Below are 15,361 nucleotides of genomic sequence, written 5' to 3'. Positions count from 1 at the left end.
CCTCACTGTTCTCTGGCCCTGTGCTATCCCTGTGGGAGCGGGCAAGCCCGCGAAGAGGCCGGTGCAAGCAATGGACAGCTAGCGCTTCATGCACCGCTGATAGCGCTCATCAACCCGCCCGGCAAACCACGCCGTGGTCAGCTTGCGGGTGATCTTCGGGCTTTTCAGCTGAATCCCCGGCAGCACCGCCCGTGGCACCGGCTTGCCCGCCGCGGCATCCGCCAGGGCAAACACCCCGCTGTACAGCTTGCTGTCCTCGAAGGCCAAGCTATCGCCCTCCTCCAGCTGGCTGCGGATCTGCGGGTTGCGCAGGCCCAGCTTCCCTCCCAGTTTGCGCGCCGCCTTTTCCGTGGTCCCAGGCATGATCGAGCCCGGCGCCACCAGGTCGCCATCCAGCGCCAGCGTTACCCCCGTCACCTTGCTCAGTGCCGCCTGGAATGCCGCATTGCGGCTGGCGTACCAGCCCGCGTTGAAATCGGCAAAGCGGTACAGCTGGCGATCGTAGTTGGTCGAATAGCCCAGCAAGTGGGCGATACCGAAATACATGCCGCCGCGCCGGGTGAACACTTCCTGGCGAATGCTGCCGTCGTGGCTGTAGGGGTAATCCCGCGCATGCTTTTCGGCAAAGTCGATGCTGACCTGCATCGGCCCACCGGTATGCACCGGGTTCAGCCCGCCCAGCAAGGTCTTGCCCAGCGGCACGCGAGCGATGACTTCGTCATACAGTTCGCTCAACTGCTTCTCGCTGCGCACGGCCTGCAAACGTTGCTGGTAGCTCTTGCCATTACCCGACGGCGTCTTCAGTGCACCATCGACCAGCAGCTTGGGGATGTGCAGGCGCGCGGCGCGGCGGTCGATTTCCTCCCGGGCGATACGCCCCAGGTTGGGCACCTGCGGGTCGGCATTGAAGGTCGATTCCTGTTCGGTCACCGCCAGCACCGCACACAGGTTGCTCTTGCTGGGGGCAATTCGCTGGGCCTCGAACGCCACCTGAATGTCCCGGGCCCAGCCCTCACGGTCCTTGGCCTGGGCGGGCAACAGCCGCAGCAGTTGGGCGCGAACCTTGGCCGGGTCCGCCTCGGGCGCTTCCTCACGGCGCCCGGCGCAGCCTTGCAGCAGCGCCAGGGCCATCAACCCGGCAGCCAGTAACCGGCCGTTCAGGGCTGTTCACCGACCAGGTAGGTCTTGCTGATGTGCCGGAACAGCGGGTGGCCGGCACTGCCCATGAGCTCGAACAAAACCATTTCGCGGGTCACCACCTGCGCCCCCGCAGCCCGCATGCGCGCCAGCCCTGCGGCCTTGCTCGCCGGGGTACGGCTGTCGCAGGCATCCTCGACCACGAACACCTGCTTGCCCAGCGCCAGCAGGCCGAGCACGGTCTGCAGCACACAGACGTGGGTTTCCATGCCACAGACAATCACTTGCTCGCGCGCCATCAAACTCGCTGGCAGGCACTCGGCGGCCACGCAGGAAAAATGGCTTTTCTCCACCACCTCGGCGGCCGGCGCTGCGGCCAGCAGTTCGGCCAGGGTATGGCCCAGGCCCTTGGGGTACTGCTCGGAAATCACCGTCGGCAGTTCCAGCTCGTTCGTCGCCGCCAACAACCAGCGGGCCCGCGCGCGGGTGCCTTCAGGGTCGCTCATGGCGCCGATGAGTTTTTCCTGGATGTCGACGACCAGCAGCGTGGCCTTGTGGGGATCGATCAGCATTGTCTGCCTCTTGCCTGGGAAAAGGCCTAGCCTCCCCCAGGCAAGCGGTGACGTCAATCAGGCGGACAGCCGAAGCGGTTGCAGCGACGCGGTCAGCGCAGCGAGCACCCGGTCCTCATGCTCATGGATGAAGAAGTGGCCGCCAGGGAACATCTGCAGCGAGAACGCCCCGTGCGTTTCCTTGCGCCAGGCCTGCAACTGCTCGTCACTGGCGCGGTCCTGCATGCCGCCCAACACGTGCAGCGGGCACTGCAAGGCCGGTCGCTGGCGGTAGGCGTAGGTACCACACAGCAGGAAGTCCGCGCGCAGGGTGGGCAAGGTCAGGCTCATCAGCTCGGCGTTGGCCAGCACTTCCTCGGGCGTGCCCTGAAGCTCGCGCAACTCGCCGATCAACTCGGCGTCGCTCTTGGGCTCGCGCCAGTTCTTGCCGTCGTAGTCCTCGCGGCGGGTCGGCGCTGCGGTACCACAGGCAAACAGGGTCAGTGGCGCCGGGCAGCCCAGCGCTTGCAGCTCATGGGCCAGCTCGAAGGCCAGCAAGGCGCCCAGGCTATGGCCGAGCAGCGCGTAGGGGGTGCTGGCCGCCAGGCGCTGTTCGGCAGCCAGTTGCCGGGCCAGGGCCTGCATGTCGGTGTGCAGTGGCTCGGCCATGCGCGCACCACGCCCGGGCAGTTCCACCGGGCGCACCTGCAACCACGTCGGCAGCTTGCGCCGCCAGCGGCTGTAGACCATGGCGCTGGCCCCGGAATACGGCAGGCACAGCAGGTTCAATGCAGTCACTGGGCGGCGGCTTCGGCCATTTTCTGGCGCAGGCTCAGCGGGCGCATGTCGGTCCAGACTTCATCGATATAGGCCAGGCATTCCTTCTTCAGGCCGCTCTTGCCTACGGCACGCCAGCCGTTGGGGATGGCTTTGTAGTCGGGCCAGATCGAGTATTGCTCTTCGTGGTTGACCACTACCTGGAACTGGATATCGTCGCGGTCGAAAACGGAAGTCATTGCCTGTCTCCTTGAGTGATGAATGCCGCTGCGCGCCTGGCGCAGGGGGGCTTTCAAGTAGACGTAGCGTGCGGCGAAAAAATTAGTGGGGCTGACGCGATCCTTGTAGGAGCGGCCTTGTGTCGCGATCGGGCGCGCAGCGGCCGTAAAGCCTGCAACCCCGGTCTTCCTGGCAGGTCTGGGTCGCCTGGATTACGGCCGCTGCGCGCCCGATCGCGACACAAGGCCGCTCCTACAAAGACCGCGCCGGGCAGGTCTTCAGGTATCACGCAACAGGTCGTGGGTATCGAGCAAGCGGAAGGCCACCTGCGGGTTGCGCTCCAGCCCACGGCGGATCGCCGCCGGGATCGACTGCCGGGTCTTGCGGCACAGCCCGGGCTGGTCGTCCAGTTCGATGACAATCCCGCGCATGGTCCGTACTTCATTGAAGCCAGGGGCGATATGCACGCGGATGCCGAGGTTTTCGTACATCCGCTGCTGCAGGCGTTGCAGGTCTTCCAGGTCCTTGAGGTTTTCCAGGCGGTCGAGCAGGCGCTTTTCTTCCTGGCGGGTCAGCAGGAGGATGCGCTGGGCTGTCTGCGGGTGGTCGGCCAGGTGTTCGCGGCCACAAATGCAGGCGCCAGGTGGGCAGGGTTGGCGCAGGGATGGAGAACTGGTCATGGGGCAAGCATAGCCAGTTTTTGTGTCGCCTGTGCGGGCCCTATCGCCGGCAAGCCGGCTCCCACAGGAGCCACGATGGCGTTAAAAAACTTTCCTGTCAGGATAAAAAATTTCACAAATCTCTAGACCGCCACCCCTCACTTCGCCTATAAATCGCCAAAAGGAAATTTATATTCCTACCAAGAAACATCACTTCGCCTCTCGCGAAGCCTCTTTTGCCCTTGTGCCCGACCTGCCCCACTCCATCACGAGGCCTATCCGACATGCATCCCGCTCCCGATCACTTCATCCTGCGCGTCAGCTGCCCGGCCGTGTCCGGCATCGTCGCCGCGGTGACCACCTACCTGGCCGAGCACGGTTGCTACATCAGCGAGATGGCGCAGTTCGACGACGAGGACAACGGGCGCTTCTTCATGCGCGCGGTGTTCCGCTACAACACCGGTGTCACGGGTGACACACCGCAGCTGGAAGCCGGCTTTGCCGATGTCGCCCAGCGCTTCGACATGCAGTGGAGCCTGCACAGCAGTGCCCGGCCAATGCGCGTGCTGCTGATGGTGAGCAAGTTCGACCACTGTCTGTCCGACTTGCTTTACCGGCATGCCAAGGGCGAGCTGGACATGCAGATCACCGCCGTGGTCTCCAACCACTTGGACCTGCGCCCGATGGCCGAGCGCCAAGGCATCCGTTTCGTCTACCTGCCGGTCAGCAAGGACACCAAGGCCGAACAGGAAGCCGCGCTGCTGCGCATCGTCGAGGACACCGGCACCGAACTGGTGGTGCTGGCGCGCTACATGCAGATCCTCTCCGACGACCTGTGCCGCCAGCTGTCGGGCCGGGCGATCAACATCCACCATTCGTTCCTGCCCGGTTTCAAAGGCGCCAAGCCCTACCACCAGGCCTACCAGCGCGGGGTGAAGCTGATCGGCGCCACCGCCCACTACGTCACCAGCGACCTCGACGAAGGCCCGATCATCGAGCAGGAAGTGCAGCGCGTGGACCATGCCTACGCACCGGACGACCTGGTGGCCATCGGCCGCGACACCGAGACCATCGCCCTGTCCCGCGCCGTGAAATACCACCTTGAGCACCGGGTGTTCCTGAACCACGACCGCACGGTGATCTTCAAATGAACGCCATTCCCGGTATCAAGCTGATCGACGGCAAGGCCACCGCGGCGCGGGTGCTGGCCGAGGTACGCGAGCAGGTGCAGGAACTGCGCCAGGGCGGCGTGCAGCCGGGCCTGGCGGTGGTGCTGGTCGGCGCCGACGCTGCCAGCCAGGTGTATGTGCGCAACAAGGTGCTGCGTGCCGAAGAGGTGGGCATCCGCTCGCTGGAGCATCGCCTGCCTGCCGACACCAGCCAGGCCGAGCTGCTGGCCCTGATCGAGCGCCTCAACCGCGACGCCGAGGTCAACGGCATCCTCGTGCAACTGCCGTTGCCGGCCCATATCGACGAACACCGCATTCTCCAGGCGATCAGCCCACTGAAGGATGTGGACGGTTTCCACAGCGAGAACGTCGGCGGCCTGGCCCAGGGCCGCGATGTGCTCACCCCGTGCACGCCCAGCGGCTGCATGCGCCTGCTGCGCGATGCCTGTGGCGAGCTGCGCGGCAAGCATGCGGTGGTGGTCGGCCGCTCGAACATCGTCGGCAAGCCCATGGCCGCCCTGCTGCTGCAGGCCGACTGCACGGTGACCGTGGTGCACTCGCGCAGCCGCGACCTGCCGGCGTTGTGCCGCCAGGCCGACATCCTGGTGGCCGCAGTGGGCAAGCCGCGGCTGATCGGTGCCGACTGGCTCAAGCCCGGCGCGGTGGTGATCGATGTCGGTATCAACCGCATCGACGAAGGCGGCCACAGCCGCCTGGTCGGCGATGTCGACTTCGCCGCCGCCCTGCCCCAGGTGGCCGGCATCACCCCGGTGCCCGGCGGGGTCGGCCCGATGACCATCGCCTACCTGATGAAAAACACCCTGCTCGCCCTCGACCTGCAGCAACAGGCCGCCCACCAGGAGCGCACCCTATGCCTTTCGCCCTGCTGAAATACGGCCTGAGCGCCGACTACCCGGTGGAGGTCGACCTGCCACCACCGTGCGAACTCAAGCCACGCTATGACGTGGTGATCATCGGCGGCGGCGGCCACGGCGTGGCCATCGCCTACTACCTGGCCAAGTACCACGGCATTACCAATGTCGCCGTGCTGGAAAAGGCCTATCTCGGTGGCGGCAACACCGCGCGCAATACCGCGGTGATCCGCTCCAACTACCTCACCAGTGAGGGTGTGCGCTTTTACGCAGAATCGGTGCGCATGTTCCAGAACCTGTCGAACGAGTTCGACTTCAACATCATGTATTCCGAGCGCGGTCAGCTCACCCTGGCGCATACCGACGCCACCGTGCGCGCGTTCCGCCAGCGCGCCGAGGTCAACAAGCATTTCGGTGGCCGCACGGAAATGATCGACCGCCAGCAGATCCGCGAACTGGTGCCCAGCCTGAACCTGGACCCGGGCCACCTGCCGGTGCTGGCCGGCCTGTGGCACATCGACGGCGCCACCGCGCGCCACGACGCAGTGGCCTGGGGCTACGCCAGGCAGGCGGCCAAGCGCGGCGTCGAGATCCACCAGCTGACCGAAGTGCAGGACCTGCTGATCCGCAACGGGCGCATCGAGGCGGTGAAGACCAACCGTGGCACCGTGCAGTGCGGTTGCGTGGTGCAGGCCGTGGCCGGGGCCAGTTCGCTGCTGATGGCCAAGGCCGGCATCCGTGCGCCGATCCATACCTACCCGCTGCAGGCCATGGTCACCCAGCCGTTCAAGCCGTTCCTCGATCCGCTGGTCAGCTCGTCGGCGCTGCACTGCTACGTGCAGCAGACCAGCCGTGGCGAGATCGTCTTTGGCGGCGGCTCCGACCCCTACCCGCTGTACAACACCCGCTCCACCCTCGACCTCAAGGAAAGCCTGCTGGCCCACGCCATCGAGATGTTCCCGTTCATGGCCAACGCCAAGCTGATGCGCCAATGGGCCGGGATCACCGACATGACACCGGACTACAGCCCGATCATGGGCCTGTCGCCGGTGCACAACTATTACCTGGACGCCGGCTGGGGCACCTGGGGTTTCAAGGCCACGCCGATCTGCGGCAAGACCATGGCCGAGCTGGTCGCCAGTGGCGGCAAGGTGCCGGAACTGATTGCACCCTTTGCCCTGGAGCGCTTCAGCCGCTTCCAGCAAGTCAACGAAATGGGCGCCACCGCAGCCAGCCACTAAGGAGCGACGACGATGAAGATCCTGACCTGCCCCTTGAACGGCCCGCGCAATATCAGCGAGTTCACCTACGGCGGCGAATTCAGGCACATGCCCGACCCGGCCAGCTGCAGCGACGCCGAATGGGCCGACTATGTGTTCAACAGCGACAACCTGGCCGGGGTGGTGACCGAGTGGTGGCTGCACAACGCCTCCAGCTACTGGTTCCTGGCCGAACGCCACACGGTGAGCGACCAGGTGCTGCGCACCTTCGACCCGAAAGAACTGTTCGACCGCCGCGTCGACTTCACCCCCGCCGCCACCCCGGAGATTGCCGGATGAACAGCCACACTCGCCTCCCCGCGCCCATGGGCCTGCTGATCGACCGCGAGCGGCCCCTGCACTTCCAGTTCGACGGCCAGGCCTGCCAGGGCTTTGCCGGTGACAGCATCGCCAGCGCCCTGCTCGGCAGCGGCCGCTGGCTGCTGTCGCGCTCGTTCAAGTACCACCGCCCGCGCGGCCCGCTGAGCATGGCCGGGCAGGATGCCAACACCCTGGTGCAGCTGCCGGACGAGCCCAATGTGCTGGCCGACCTGGAAGCCGCCCGCGATGGCCAGGTAGTCGAAGGGCAGAACTTCAACGGTAGCCTGGCGCACGACCGCGACGCCTACCTGGGCAAGTTTTCGCGCTTCATGCCGGTCGGCTTCTATTACCGCTCGTTCTACAAGCCCAAGGGCATGTGGAAGGTGTGGGAGCCGCTGATCCGCAAGAAGGCTGGCCTCGGCGTGCTCGACCTCGGTTTCAGGCCGCAGTACTACGACAAGGCCTATCTGTTCGTCGATCTGGCCGTCATCGGCGCTGGCCCGGCGGGCCTGCGTGCCGCACTGGACGCGGCCAATGCCGGGGCCAAGGTGTTGCTGATCGAACAACAGCCGGTGCTTGGCGGCTCGCTCACCTACGCCCGCTTCGACATTGCCGGCACCCGCGCCACCGGCCTGCGCCAGGAACTGCTGGCAGCCGTCGAGGGCCACCCGAACATCCAGGTGCTGCTGGAAGCCACCTGCAACGGCTGGTTCACCGACAACTACCTGCCGGTGATCCAGCACAAACGCCTGTACAAGGTGCGCGCCAGCCGCTGCCTGGTGGCGGCCGGTTCGTTCGACCAGCCAGTGGTGTTCCGCAACAACGACCTGCCGGGGGTCATGCTGACCAGCGCCGCGCAGCGGCTGATGAAGCTGTACGCGGTCAAGCCGGGCCAGCGTGCGGTAATCCTCACCGGCCACGATGACGGCTACCTCGCCGCCCTCGACCTGCAGGAGCAAGGCGTGGCCGTGGCCGCGGTGGTCGACATGCGCGCCGCGCCAGCCGATGCCGCAGTGGCCGCCGAACTGAAGCGCCGCGATATACCCGTGCACCTGGGCAGCACCGTGTACGAAGCCCTGCACGAAGCGGGCATGCGCCACGTGAGTGGCGTGGATATTCGCCCGATCACCGGCCAGGGCAAGGTCGGCCCGCACGGCCTGCGCCTGGCCTGCGACCTGCTGTGCATGTCGGCGGGCTACATGCCGGTGTACCAGTTGCTGTGCCAGGCTGGCGGCAAGCTGGCCTACGATGTCAACCGCGACGAATTCGCCATCAGCAACCTGCCGGCCGGGCTGGATATCGCCGGCTCGGTGAACGGCCGTCACGCACTGGGCAATGTGCTGGCCGACGCCACTCGCGGGGCTGCCGATGCGCTGGCAGCGCTTGGCCTGGAAGCGCCGGCGCAGCCAGTGTTCAGTGCCGAAGCCAAGGTCAACTTCCCCTGGCCGATCTTCCCCCACCCCAAGGGCAAGGATTTCGTCGACTTCGACGAAGACCTGCAAGTGCGCGACATCGTCAACGCCACCCGCAGCGGCTACCGCGACGTGCAGCTGGTCAAGCGCTTCTCCACGGTCGGCATGGGCCCGTCCCAGGGCCGCCACTCGGCGCTGCCGACCGCCCGCCTGGTGGCCCACGCCACCGGGCGCAGCATCAGCGAAACCGGGGTGACCACCGCCCGGCCACCGTTCCAAGCGGAAAAACTGGCCCACGTCGCCGGCCGCGCCTTCGACCCGTACCGGCAAACACCAATGCACCGCCGCCACCTGGAAGCCGGGGCGAAGATGATGCCGGCCGGCATCTGGCAGCGCCCGGCCTATTATGGCAAGCCCGAGGAACGCGAACGCTGCATGCAGGAGGAAGCCCGCCATGTGCGCGAGAAGGTCGGCCTGATCGACGTTTCCACCCTCGGTGGCCTGGATGTGCGCGGCCCCGACGCCGCCGAACTGCTGGAGCGCCTCTACACCTTCGGCTTCGCCAAGCTGGCCATCGGCCGCACCCGCTACGCGCTGATGACCAACGAGCACGGCGTGGTGATCGATGATGGCGTGTGCGCCCGGCTGGGCGAGCAGCACTTCTACGTCACCGCCACCACCAGCGGCGTCGACCGCATCTACCAGCAGATGCTGAAGTGGAACGCGCAATGGCGCCTGGATGTGGACGTCACCAACGTCACCGCCGCCCTGGCCGCGGTCAACCTGGCCGGGCCGCTGTCACGCCAGGTGCTGGCCAAGGTATGTGACGATGTGGACCTGTCGGCCGAGGCCTTCCCTTACCTCGGCGTACGCCAGGGCACCGTGGCCGGTATTGCCGCGCGCATCCTGCGGGTGGGCTTTGTGGGTGAACTGGGCTACGAAGTGCACGTGCCGGCGCGCCACGCCGAGCGCCTGTGGGATGCCTTGATGCAGGCCGGCGCGGGGCTGGGCATTCGCCCGTTCGGCGTCGAGACCCAGCGCCTGCTGCGCCTGGAAAAGGGCCATGTGATCATCAGCCAGGACACCGACGGCATGACCCACCCGGCGGAGATCGACATGCAGTGGGCCATCGGCCGCAAGAAGCCATTCTTCGTCGGCAAGCGCTCGATCGAGATCCTCGAAGCGCAGCCGCTCAAGCGCAAACTGGTCGGCTTCACCCTGCCCAAGGGCAGCCCACAGCCGCTGGAGGGGCATCTGGTGCTGGACGGGGCGGACATCAGCGGCAACGTCACATCCTGCGAATACTCGCAAACCGTGGGGCAGATCATCGGCCTGGCATACGCCGGTGCCCATCAGGCCACGCCTGGCATGCACATCCCGATCCGCGTGGAGGGCGGCGTGATGGTCAATGCCAAGGTGGTGCCCCTACCGTTCCACGATCCCGACAACCTGCGCCAGGAGCTCTGAGCCATGACCAGTTTGCAAGCTGAAGCTTTTATTCCACACAGCCCGCGGGCCGAGCTGTTGCACAACTGCGCGTTGACTGACCTGACCGATCTGGCACGGGTCGGGTTTCGTGGGGGCGACAGTGCCGCTTGCCTGCAGGCGCGTGGCTACCGCTTGCCGTCGCTACCCAACCAGGCCGTGCGCCAGCAAGACGGTGGCTGGGTAGCGCGCTTGTCGCAGACCGAGTACCTGCTGTTGGGCAGCCTGGCGGACGGCGGTGCACGGGTGGCTGCCGAAGAGGCCGGGTGGGTGCAGGATGCCCGGCGCAACTACCTGCTGCCGCGCCAGGATAGCCATGCCTGGCTGCAGCTGTCGGGGGAGTATTGCAGCGCGGTGATGGCCAAGTTGTGCGGGGTGGACTTGCGCGCCCAGGCGTTTCCCGTTGGGGCGGTGGCGCAGACCTCCGCGGCGCGGATCAACGTGATCGTGCTGAATGTGGGGAGCGATGAAAGGCCGGCGTTGCAGTTGCTGTTTGATCGGGCGTCGCTGGCGTATTTCCGTGAAGCGGTGCTGGATGCCATGGATGAGTTCGATGGTGGGTGGGTCGGGGTGGATGAACTGATGCATTGACCTGCACCGGCCTCTTCGCGGGTAAACCCGCTCCCACAGGGTCATCACAGGGCTTGGGTGCTGTGGCATACCTGTGGGAGCGGGCAGGCCCGCGAAGAAGCCAACGCGGTGGCTGGCACCGGCTGCGCCGGTGTTCGCGGGCACGCCCGCTCCCACAGGGTCATCACTGGGCTGGGGGCTGCGGGGTACCTGTGGGAGCGGGTTCACCCGCGAAGAAGCCAGCGCGGTGGCTGGCACCGGCTGCGCCGGTGTTCGCGGGCATGCCCGCTCCCACAGGGTCATCACAAGGCTTGGGGGCTGTGGAGTACCTGTGGGAGCGGGCGTGCCCGCGAAGAAGCTCACTCGGTACCGAAGGTCAGAGCTGCACCAACCGATCGCGCAGGAAGTTCACAAAACCCTGCACCGGCCGCGCCACCTGCCGGTGCTGCGGGTACACCGCCGACAGCTGCAGCGCCGGCGGTCGCCACTCATCCAGCACCGTCACCAGCCGCCCATCCGCCAGTGCCTGGCCCACGATGAAGGTTGGCAGATAAGTCACCCCCATCCCGGCAATCGCCGCATCCCTGAGCAGCTCGCCATTGTTCGCCCGCATCCGCCCGGCCACCTGGATCGCCTGTGCCTTGCCGCCCTGGCTGAACTGCCACTGCACCTGCCGCGAATGCCCATATGGCAGACAATCATGCCCAGCCAACTGCTCCGGCCTGGCCGGCACGCCCCGCGCTTCCAGGTACACCGGGCTCGCGCAATACACCCGCTCGACACTGGCAATGCGCCGCGCAATCAGGCTGGAGTCCTCCAGCGCACCAATCCGTAGCGCCAGGTCATAGCCCTCGCCGATCAGTTCAACGGCGCGGTCGCTCAAATCCACTTCCACATCCACCTGCGGGTGCAACTGCAGAAACTCGGTCAGCAGGCAGCCCAGGTGCGCCATGGCGAACGACAGCGGCGCACTCAGACGCAAGGTGCCACGCAAGGCCTGAGCCTGGCCGCTGATGTCGTGCTCCACCTGCTGCACTTCGCCGAGCAGGCGCAGCGCCGACTGGTAGTAGTGCTGGCCCAGCGGCGTGGCGTCCAGGCGCCGGGTGGAGCGATTGAGCAGGCGCACGCCCAGGCGCTCCTCAAGCTGCATCAGGCGCCGGCTGACCGATTGCTTGGACATCCCCAGGCGGTCGGCCGCAGCGGTGAAACTGCCGGCCTCCATGACCTGGGCAAAGATGCGCATGTCTTCGTAAGGGTTCATTGTCTCGCTCTTGGTGACAGTCAAACGCTTTATAGCGGCTTTTTCCCATCAGCGCATCTCCCTAATCTACGCACAAGTCGCAGCGATGGCCCTGAAGGCCAGGCAAGACGCCCACTACCAACATTCAACAGAAAAGGATTCGCTCATGAACATTGTCCACAAAACCCTTACCGCTTCCCTTCTGGCCCTGTCCGTTTCCAGCGCCTTCGCCGCTGGCAGCCCGGGTATCGAACAGCACACCCAGGCCTTCCTCGAAGCCCTGGAACAAGGCGGCGGCAAGCCACTGGAGCAGCTCAGCCCGAAAGACGCCCGCGCGGTGCTGACCGGTGCCCAGGCCTCGGTCAAGGTCGATCTCTCGGGTATCGAGGTGAAGGAACGCACCATCCAGGCCAACGGCGAGTCGATCAAACTGCAAGTGGTGCGCCCGGCCAACGTGAAGGGTGACCTGCCGGTGTTCATGTTCTTCCACGGTGGCGGCTGGGTGCTCGGCGATTTCCCGACCCACCAGCGGCTGATCCGCGACCTGGTGGTTGGCTCTGGCGCAGTGGCGGTCTACGTCGACTACACCCCATCGCCGGAAGCGCACTACCCGACCGCGATCAACCAGGCCTACGCCGCCACCCGCTGGGTGGCCGAGCATGGCAAGGAAATTGGCGTGGACGGCAAGCGCCTGGCCGTGGCCGGCAACAGCGTCGGCGGCAACATGGCGGCAGTAGTGGCCTTGAAAGCCAAAGAGGCCGGCACCCCGGCCCTGCGCTTCCAGCTGCTGCTGTGGCCGGTGACCGATGCCAGCTTCGAAACTGCGTCGTACAAGCAGTTTGCCGAGGGGCATTTCCTGACCACCGGGATGATGAAATGGTTCTGGGACAACTACACCACCGACGCCAAGGCGCGGGAACAGATCTACGCCTCGCCGCTGCGGGCCAGCAGTGAACAGCTGAAAGGCTTGCCACCTGCGCTGGTGCAGACAGCCGAGTTCGATGTGCTGCGTGACGAAGGTGAGGCTTATGCCCGCAAGCTGAATGCTGCCGGGGTGACCGTTACCTCGGTGCGGTACAACGGCATGATCCATGACTACGGGCTGCTGAACCCGCTGCATCAGGTGCCTGCCGTGCAAGCGGCCATGCGCCAGGCCGCCGGTGAGCTGAAAGTGCACCTGCAGTAACCTCATCCACCCATGCGGCAGGGCCTGGTGCCCTGCCGGTTCAGGAGACCCGTCATGCTGACCGTACGTAACGCCAAAGACCGCGGCCTGGCCTTTCATGGCTGGCTGAAATCGTTCCACACCTTCTCCTTCGGCCACTACCGCAACCCGGACGAGCAAGGGTTCTCGGACCTGCTGGTGATCAACGACGACCGCGTCATCCCCGGCAAGGGCTTTGGCCAACACCCGCACCGCGACATGGAGATTTTCTCCTACGTGCTGGAAGGCGCGCTGGAGCACAAAGACACGCTGGGCACCGGTTCGGTGATCCGCCCGGGCGATGTGCAACTGATGAGCGCTGGCCACGGCGTGGCCCACAGCGAGTTCAACCACAGCCAGGTGCAGCCGGTGCACTTCCTGCAGATCTGGATCGTACCGAACGTGCAAGGCGCAACGCCGCGTTACCAGCAACAGCATTTCAGTGCCGAGGAAAAGCGCGGCAAGCTGCGCCTGATCATCTCGCCGGATGGCGCCGAGGGGTCGTTGCAGGTACGGCAGAATGCGCGGGTGTATGCCGGTCTGTTCGACGGTGACGAGCGTGCCACCCTGACCTTGCCGGAAAACCGCCATGCCTACGTGCACGTGTCCCGGGGCAGCATCGAGCTCAATGGGCGAGTGCTGAATGAAGGGGATGGGGTGCGGGTGAGGCAGGAACAGGTGCTGGAGCTGGGCAATGGGGTGGATGCCGAGGTGCTGGTGTTCGACCTGCGGCCGCATGAATTGCCGGGCATGCCTTGAGTTTCTGCTTCGACAGTAATGGCCCTATCGCCGGCAAGCCAGCTCCCACCTCGACCACATCGACCGAAGCCATGCGCAGTCCCTGTAGGAGCCTGGCTTGCCAGCGAAGAGGTACTGACAGACAACACAAAACAGTTGCTCCCACAGGTGCTGCACAGTAGCTGTAACCTGTGCAGTACCTGTGGGAGCTGGCTTGCCGGCGATAGGGCCATCAGCCATCACTCAGGGCTCGAACCCTTCGACGATGATCACCTCAGCCTTCGCCACCCCCTGACGATGGCTGCAAGCCTCCTGGTACAGCTCGGACCGGTAACACGCCAGCGCCTGCTCGTACGAATCGAACTCGATCACCACGCTACGCTGAGGGGTAGGCCGCCCTTCCATTGCCTCGCTACGCCCGCCACGGGCCAGGAAGCGGCCGCCGAATGCCTTGAAGGCAGCCGGGGCGCGCTGGGTGTATTGCTGGTATTGCTCGGGGTCGGTCACGTCCACATGGGCGATCCAATAGGCCTTCATGCGCTGCTCTCCTGTTACGGCGATATTTGTGTATGATGGTATACCATAATAATCACCCCACCACAGTGAGCGTGCAACATGGCTTTCAACACCATCGAAGAACTTCTCGAGGACTACCGGCAAGGCAAGATGGTCCTGCTGGTGGATGACGAGGACCGGGAAAACGAAGGCGACCTGCTGATCGCCGCCGAGCGTTGCGACGCCCAGGCCATCAACTTCATGGCCCGTGAAGCGCGCGGACTGATCTGCCTGACCCTGACCGACGATCACTGCCAACGCCTGGGCCTGGAGCAGATGGTGCCGGCCAACGGCAGCGTGTTCAGCACCGCCTTCACCGTGTCGATCGAGGCGGCCACGGGCGTTACCACCGGTATTTCCGCTGCCGACCGGGCGCGTACCGTGGCGGCGGCCATGGCCCCCAACGCCCGCCCCGAAGACCTGGTGCAACCCGGCCACATCTTCCCCCTGCGCGCCCGCGAAGGCGGGGTGCTGACCCGCGCCGGCCACACCGAAGCCGGCTGCGACCTCGCGCGCCTGGCCGGGTTCACCCCGGCGTCGGTGATCGTCGAAGTGCTCAACGACGACGGCACCATGGCCCGTCGCCCGGACCTGGAGGTGTTCGCTGCCCGGCATGGCATCAAGATCGGCACCATCGCCGACCTCATCCACTACCGCCTGAGCACCGAGCAGACCATCAAGCGCATCGGCGAACGCGAACTGCCGACCGTGCACGGCACCTTCCGCCTGGTCACCTACGAAGACCGCATCGAAGGTGGCGTACACATGGCCATGGTCATGGGCGATATCCGCCGCGAGCAGCCGACCCTGGTGCGGGTGCACGTGATCGACCCGCTGCGCGACCTGGTCGGCGCCGAATACGCCGGCCCCGCCAACTGGACGCTGTGGGCGGCGCTGCAGAAAGTGGCCGAGGAAGGCGCCGGCGTGGTGGTGATCCTGGCCAACCATGAGTCCTCGCAGGCGCTGCTGGAGCGCGTGCCGCAGCTGACCCAGCCGGTGCGGCCTTACCAGCGTGGGCAATCGAAGGTGTACTCGGAGGTGGGTACAGGCGCGCAGATCCTGCAGGACCTGGGCGTGGGCAAGCTGCGCCACCTGGGCCCGCCGCTGAAATACGCGGGGCTGGCGGGGTATGAGCTGGAGGTCGTGCAAAGCATCCCCTTCGAGCCCGGGATTGCAGGTTGATATACGGACCC

General features: G+C 65.7%; 16 protein-coding genes. 9 read left to right on the top strand and 7 right to left on the bottom strand.

Annotation, left to right across the window (positions count from 1 at the left end; all coding sequences use genetic code 11):
* Window positions 1–78: 78 nt before the first annotated feature.
* The 5 genes from CAG34_RS15350 to CAG34_RS15330 form a co-directional block, all read right to left on the bottom strand.
* Complete coding sequence (locus tag CAG34_RS15350) at window positions 79–1,131, bottom strand: DUF1615 domain-containing protein (RefSeq protein WP_085590980.1); 1,053 nt, start codon at window positions 1,129–1,131, stop codon at window positions 79–81.
* 26 nt (window positions 1,132–1,157) lie between these two features.
* A complete protein-coding gene (locus tag CAG34_RS15345; protein WP_025338669.1) occupies window positions 1,158–1,709 on the bottom strand; it encodes a hydrolase in 552 nt (183 codons plus the stop codon).
* A 57-nt stretch (window positions 1,710–1,766) separates the two neighbouring features.
* On the bottom strand, window positions 1,767–2,486 hold the full coding sequence (locus CAG34_RS15340; RefSeq protein ID WP_085590977.1) for a thioesterase II family protein: 720 nt from the start codon (window positions 2,484–2,486) through the stop codon (window positions 1,767–1,769).
* Window positions 2,483–2,704: an MbtH family protein gene (locus CAG34_RS15335; RefSeq protein WP_016711157.1), complete on the bottom strand. Its 222-nt coding sequence runs from the start codon at window positions 2,702–2,704 to the stop codon at window positions 2,483–2,485. Before CAG34_RS15335 ends, CAG34_RS15340 begins: the two co-directional genes overlap by 4 nt.
* A 258-nt stretch (window positions 2,705–2,962) precedes the next feature.
* Complete coding sequence (locus CAG34_RS15330; protein ID WP_025338667.1) at window positions 2,963–3,364, bottom strand: hypothetical protein; 402 nt, start codon at window positions 3,362–3,364, stop codon at window positions 2,963–2,965.
* Window positions 3,365–3,627: 263 nt separating this feature from the next.
* On the opposite strand from CAG34_RS15330, the gene purU reads away from it, so the two are divergent.
* From purU to CAG34_RS15300, 6 genes are read left to right on the top strand one after another with little or no spacing between them, the layout of a single operon-like run.
* The gene (gene purU / locus CAG34_RS15325; RefSeq protein ID WP_013973142.1) at window positions 3,628–4,494 is read left to right on the top strand and encodes a formyltetrahydrofolate deformylase; all 867 of its coding nucleotides are present in this window, start codon (window positions 3,628–3,630) and stop codon (window positions 4,492–4,494) included.
* A complete protein-coding gene (gene folD / locus CAG34_RS15320; RefSeq protein WP_085590975.1) occupies window positions 4,491–5,402 on the top strand; it encodes a bifunctional methylenetetrahydrofolate dehydrogenase/methenyltetrahydrofolate cyclohydrolase FolD in 912 nt (303 codons plus the stop codon). Before purU ends, folD begins: the two co-directional genes overlap by 4 nt.
* Complete coding sequence (locus CAG34_RS15315; protein WP_085590973.1) at window positions 5,384–6,625, top strand: FAD-dependent oxidoreductase; 1,242 nt, start codon at window positions 5,384–5,386, stop codon at window positions 6,623–6,625. Before folD ends, CAG34_RS15315 begins: the two co-directional genes overlap by 19 nt.
* Window positions 6,626–6,637: 12 nt before the next feature.
* Window positions 6,638–6,943, top strand: coding sequence for a sarcosine oxidase subunit delta (locus tag CAG34_RS15310; RefSeq protein WP_075044863.1), 306 nt, complete (start codon window positions 6,638–6,640; stop codon window positions 6,941–6,943).
* The gene (locus tag CAG34_RS15305) at window positions 6,940–9,843 is read left to right on the top strand and encodes a 2Fe-2S iron-sulfur cluster-binding protein (protein WP_085590971.1); all 2,904 of its coding nucleotides are present in this window, start codon (window positions 6,940–6,942) and stop codon (window positions 9,841–9,843) included. The genes CAG34_RS15310 and CAG34_RS15305 overlap by 4 nt, the downstream gene beginning before the upstream one ends.
* Window positions 9,844–9,846: 3 nt before the next feature.
* Window positions 9,847–10,452, top strand: a complete 606-nt coding sequence (locus CAG34_RS15300) for a sarcosine oxidase (RefSeq protein ID WP_085590969.1) — start codon at window positions 9,847–9,849, stop codon at window positions 10,450–10,452.
* A 355-nt stretch (window positions 10,453–10,807) separates the two neighbouring features.
* Here CAG34_RS15300 and CAG34_RS15295 read toward each other — a convergent pair whose 3' ends face one another.
* Window positions 10,808–11,692 carry a LysR family transcriptional regulator gene (locus CAG34_RS15295; RefSeq protein WP_085590967.1) on the bottom strand — a complete coding sequence of 295 codons (885 nt, stop codon included), beginning with the start codon at window positions 11,690–11,692 and terminating at the stop codon, window positions 10,808–10,810.
* A gap of 145 nt (window positions 11,693–11,837) precedes the next feature.
* On the opposite strand from CAG34_RS15295, the gene CAG34_RS15290 reads away from it, so the two are divergent.
* Both CAG34_RS15290 and CAG34_RS15285 read left to right on the top strand, forming a co-directional pair.
* Window positions 11,838–12,857, top strand: coding sequence for an alpha/beta hydrolase (locus CAG34_RS15290; RefSeq protein WP_024087356.1), 1,020 nt, complete (start codon window positions 11,838–11,840; stop codon window positions 12,855–12,857).
* Window positions 12,858–12,911: 54 nt separating this feature from the next.
* On the top strand, window positions 12,912–13,634 hold the full coding sequence (locus CAG34_RS15285) for a pirin family protein (RefSeq protein ID WP_085590965.1): 723 nt from the start codon (window positions 12,912–12,914) through the stop codon (window positions 13,632–13,634).
* Window positions 13,635–13,856: 222 nt separating this feature from the next.
* On the opposite strand, the gene CAG34_RS15280 is transcribed toward CAG34_RS15285, so the two are convergent.
* Window positions 13,857–14,150 carry a DUF1330 domain-containing protein gene (locus tag CAG34_RS15280; protein ID WP_025339641.1) on the bottom strand — a complete coding sequence of 98 codons (294 nt, stop codon included), beginning with the start codon at window positions 14,148–14,150 and terminating at the stop codon, window positions 13,857–13,859.
* A gap of 78 nt (window positions 14,151–14,228) precedes the next feature.
* Between CAG34_RS15280 and ribBA the strand changes: the two genes are divergently transcribed.
* Window positions 14,229–15,350: a bifunctional 3,4-dihydroxy-2-butanone-4-phosphate synthase/GTP cyclohydrolase II gene (ribBA, locus tag CAG34_RS15275; protein WP_085590963.1), complete on the top strand. Its 1,122-nt coding sequence runs from the start codon at window positions 14,229–14,231 to the stop codon at window positions 15,348–15,350.
* Window positions 15,351–15,361: the final 11 nt, after the last annotated feature.

Source organism: Pseudomonas sp. B14(2017) (assembly GCF_002113255.1).
Taxonomy (GTDB): Bacteria; Pseudomonadota; Gammaproteobacteria; order Pseudomonadales; family Pseudomonadaceae; genus Aquipseudomonas; species Aquipseudomonas putida_Z.
Note: the sequence above shows the minus strand (reverse complement) of the source record. Positions and strands in the feature narration are given on the sequence as shown.

What these genes read in the sequence shown, in the direction of transcription:
- CAG34_RS15350 (WP_085590980.1), bottom strand. Translation starts at nt 1,131, where the DNA reads ATGGCCCTGGCGCTGCTGCAAGGCTGCGCCGGGCGCCGTGAGGAAGCG.
- CAG34_RS15345 (WP_025338669.1), bottom strand. Translation starts at nt 1,709, where the DNA reads ATGCTGATCGATCCCCACAAGGCCACGCTGCTGGTCGTCGACATCCAG.
- CAG34_RS15335 (WP_016711157.1), bottom strand. Translation starts at nt 2,704, where the DNA reads ATGACTTCCGTTTTCGACCGCGACGATATCCAGTTCCAGGTAGTGGTC.
- CAG34_RS15330 (WP_025338667.1), bottom strand. Translation starts at nt 3,364, where the DNA reads ATGACCAGTTCTCCATCCCTGCGCCAACCCTGCCCACCTGGCGCCTGC.
- purU (WP_013973142.1), top strand. Translation starts at nt 3,628, where the DNA reads ATGCATCCCGCTCCCGATCACTTCATCCTGCGCGTCAGCTGCCCGGCC.
- folD (WP_085590975.1), top strand. Translation starts at nt 4,491, where the DNA reads ATGAACGCCATTCCCGGTATCAAGCTGATCGACGGCAAGGCCACCGCG.
- CAG34_RS15315 (WP_085590973.1), top strand. Translation starts at nt 5,384, where the DNA reads ATGCCTTTCGCCCTGCTGAAATACGGCCTGAGCGCCGACTACCCGGTG.
- CAG34_RS15310 (WP_075044863.1), top strand. Translation starts at nt 6,638, where the DNA reads ATGAAGATCCTGACCTGCCCCTTGAACGGCCCGCGCAATATCAGCGAG.
- CAG34_RS15305 (WP_085590971.1), top strand. Translation starts at nt 6,940, where the DNA reads ATGAACAGCCACACTCGCCTCCCCGCGCCCATGGGCCTGCTGATCGAC.
- CAG34_RS15300 (WP_085590969.1), top strand. Translation starts at nt 9,847, where the DNA reads ATGACCAGTTTGCAAGCTGAAGCTTTTATTCCACACAGCCCGCGGGCC.
- CAG34_RS15295 (WP_085590967.1), bottom strand. Translation starts at nt 11,692, where the DNA reads ATGAACCCTTACGAAGACATGCGCATCTTTGCCCAGGTCATGGAGGCC.
- CAG34_RS15290 (WP_024087356.1), top strand. Translation starts at nt 11,838, where the DNA reads ATGAACATTGTCCACAAAACCCTTACCGCTTCCCTTCTGGCCCTGTCC.
- CAG34_RS15285 (WP_085590965.1), top strand. Translation starts at nt 12,912, where the DNA reads ATGCTGACCGTACGTAACGCCAAAGACCGCGGCCTGGCCTTTCATGGC.
- CAG34_RS15280 (WP_025339641.1), bottom strand. Translation starts at nt 14,150, where the DNA reads ATGAAGGCCTATTGGATCGCCCATGTGGACGTGACCGACCCCGAGCAA.
- ribBA (WP_085590963.1), top strand. Translation starts at nt 14,229, where the DNA reads ATGGCTTTCAACACCATCGAAGAACTTCTCGAGGACTACCGGCAAGGC.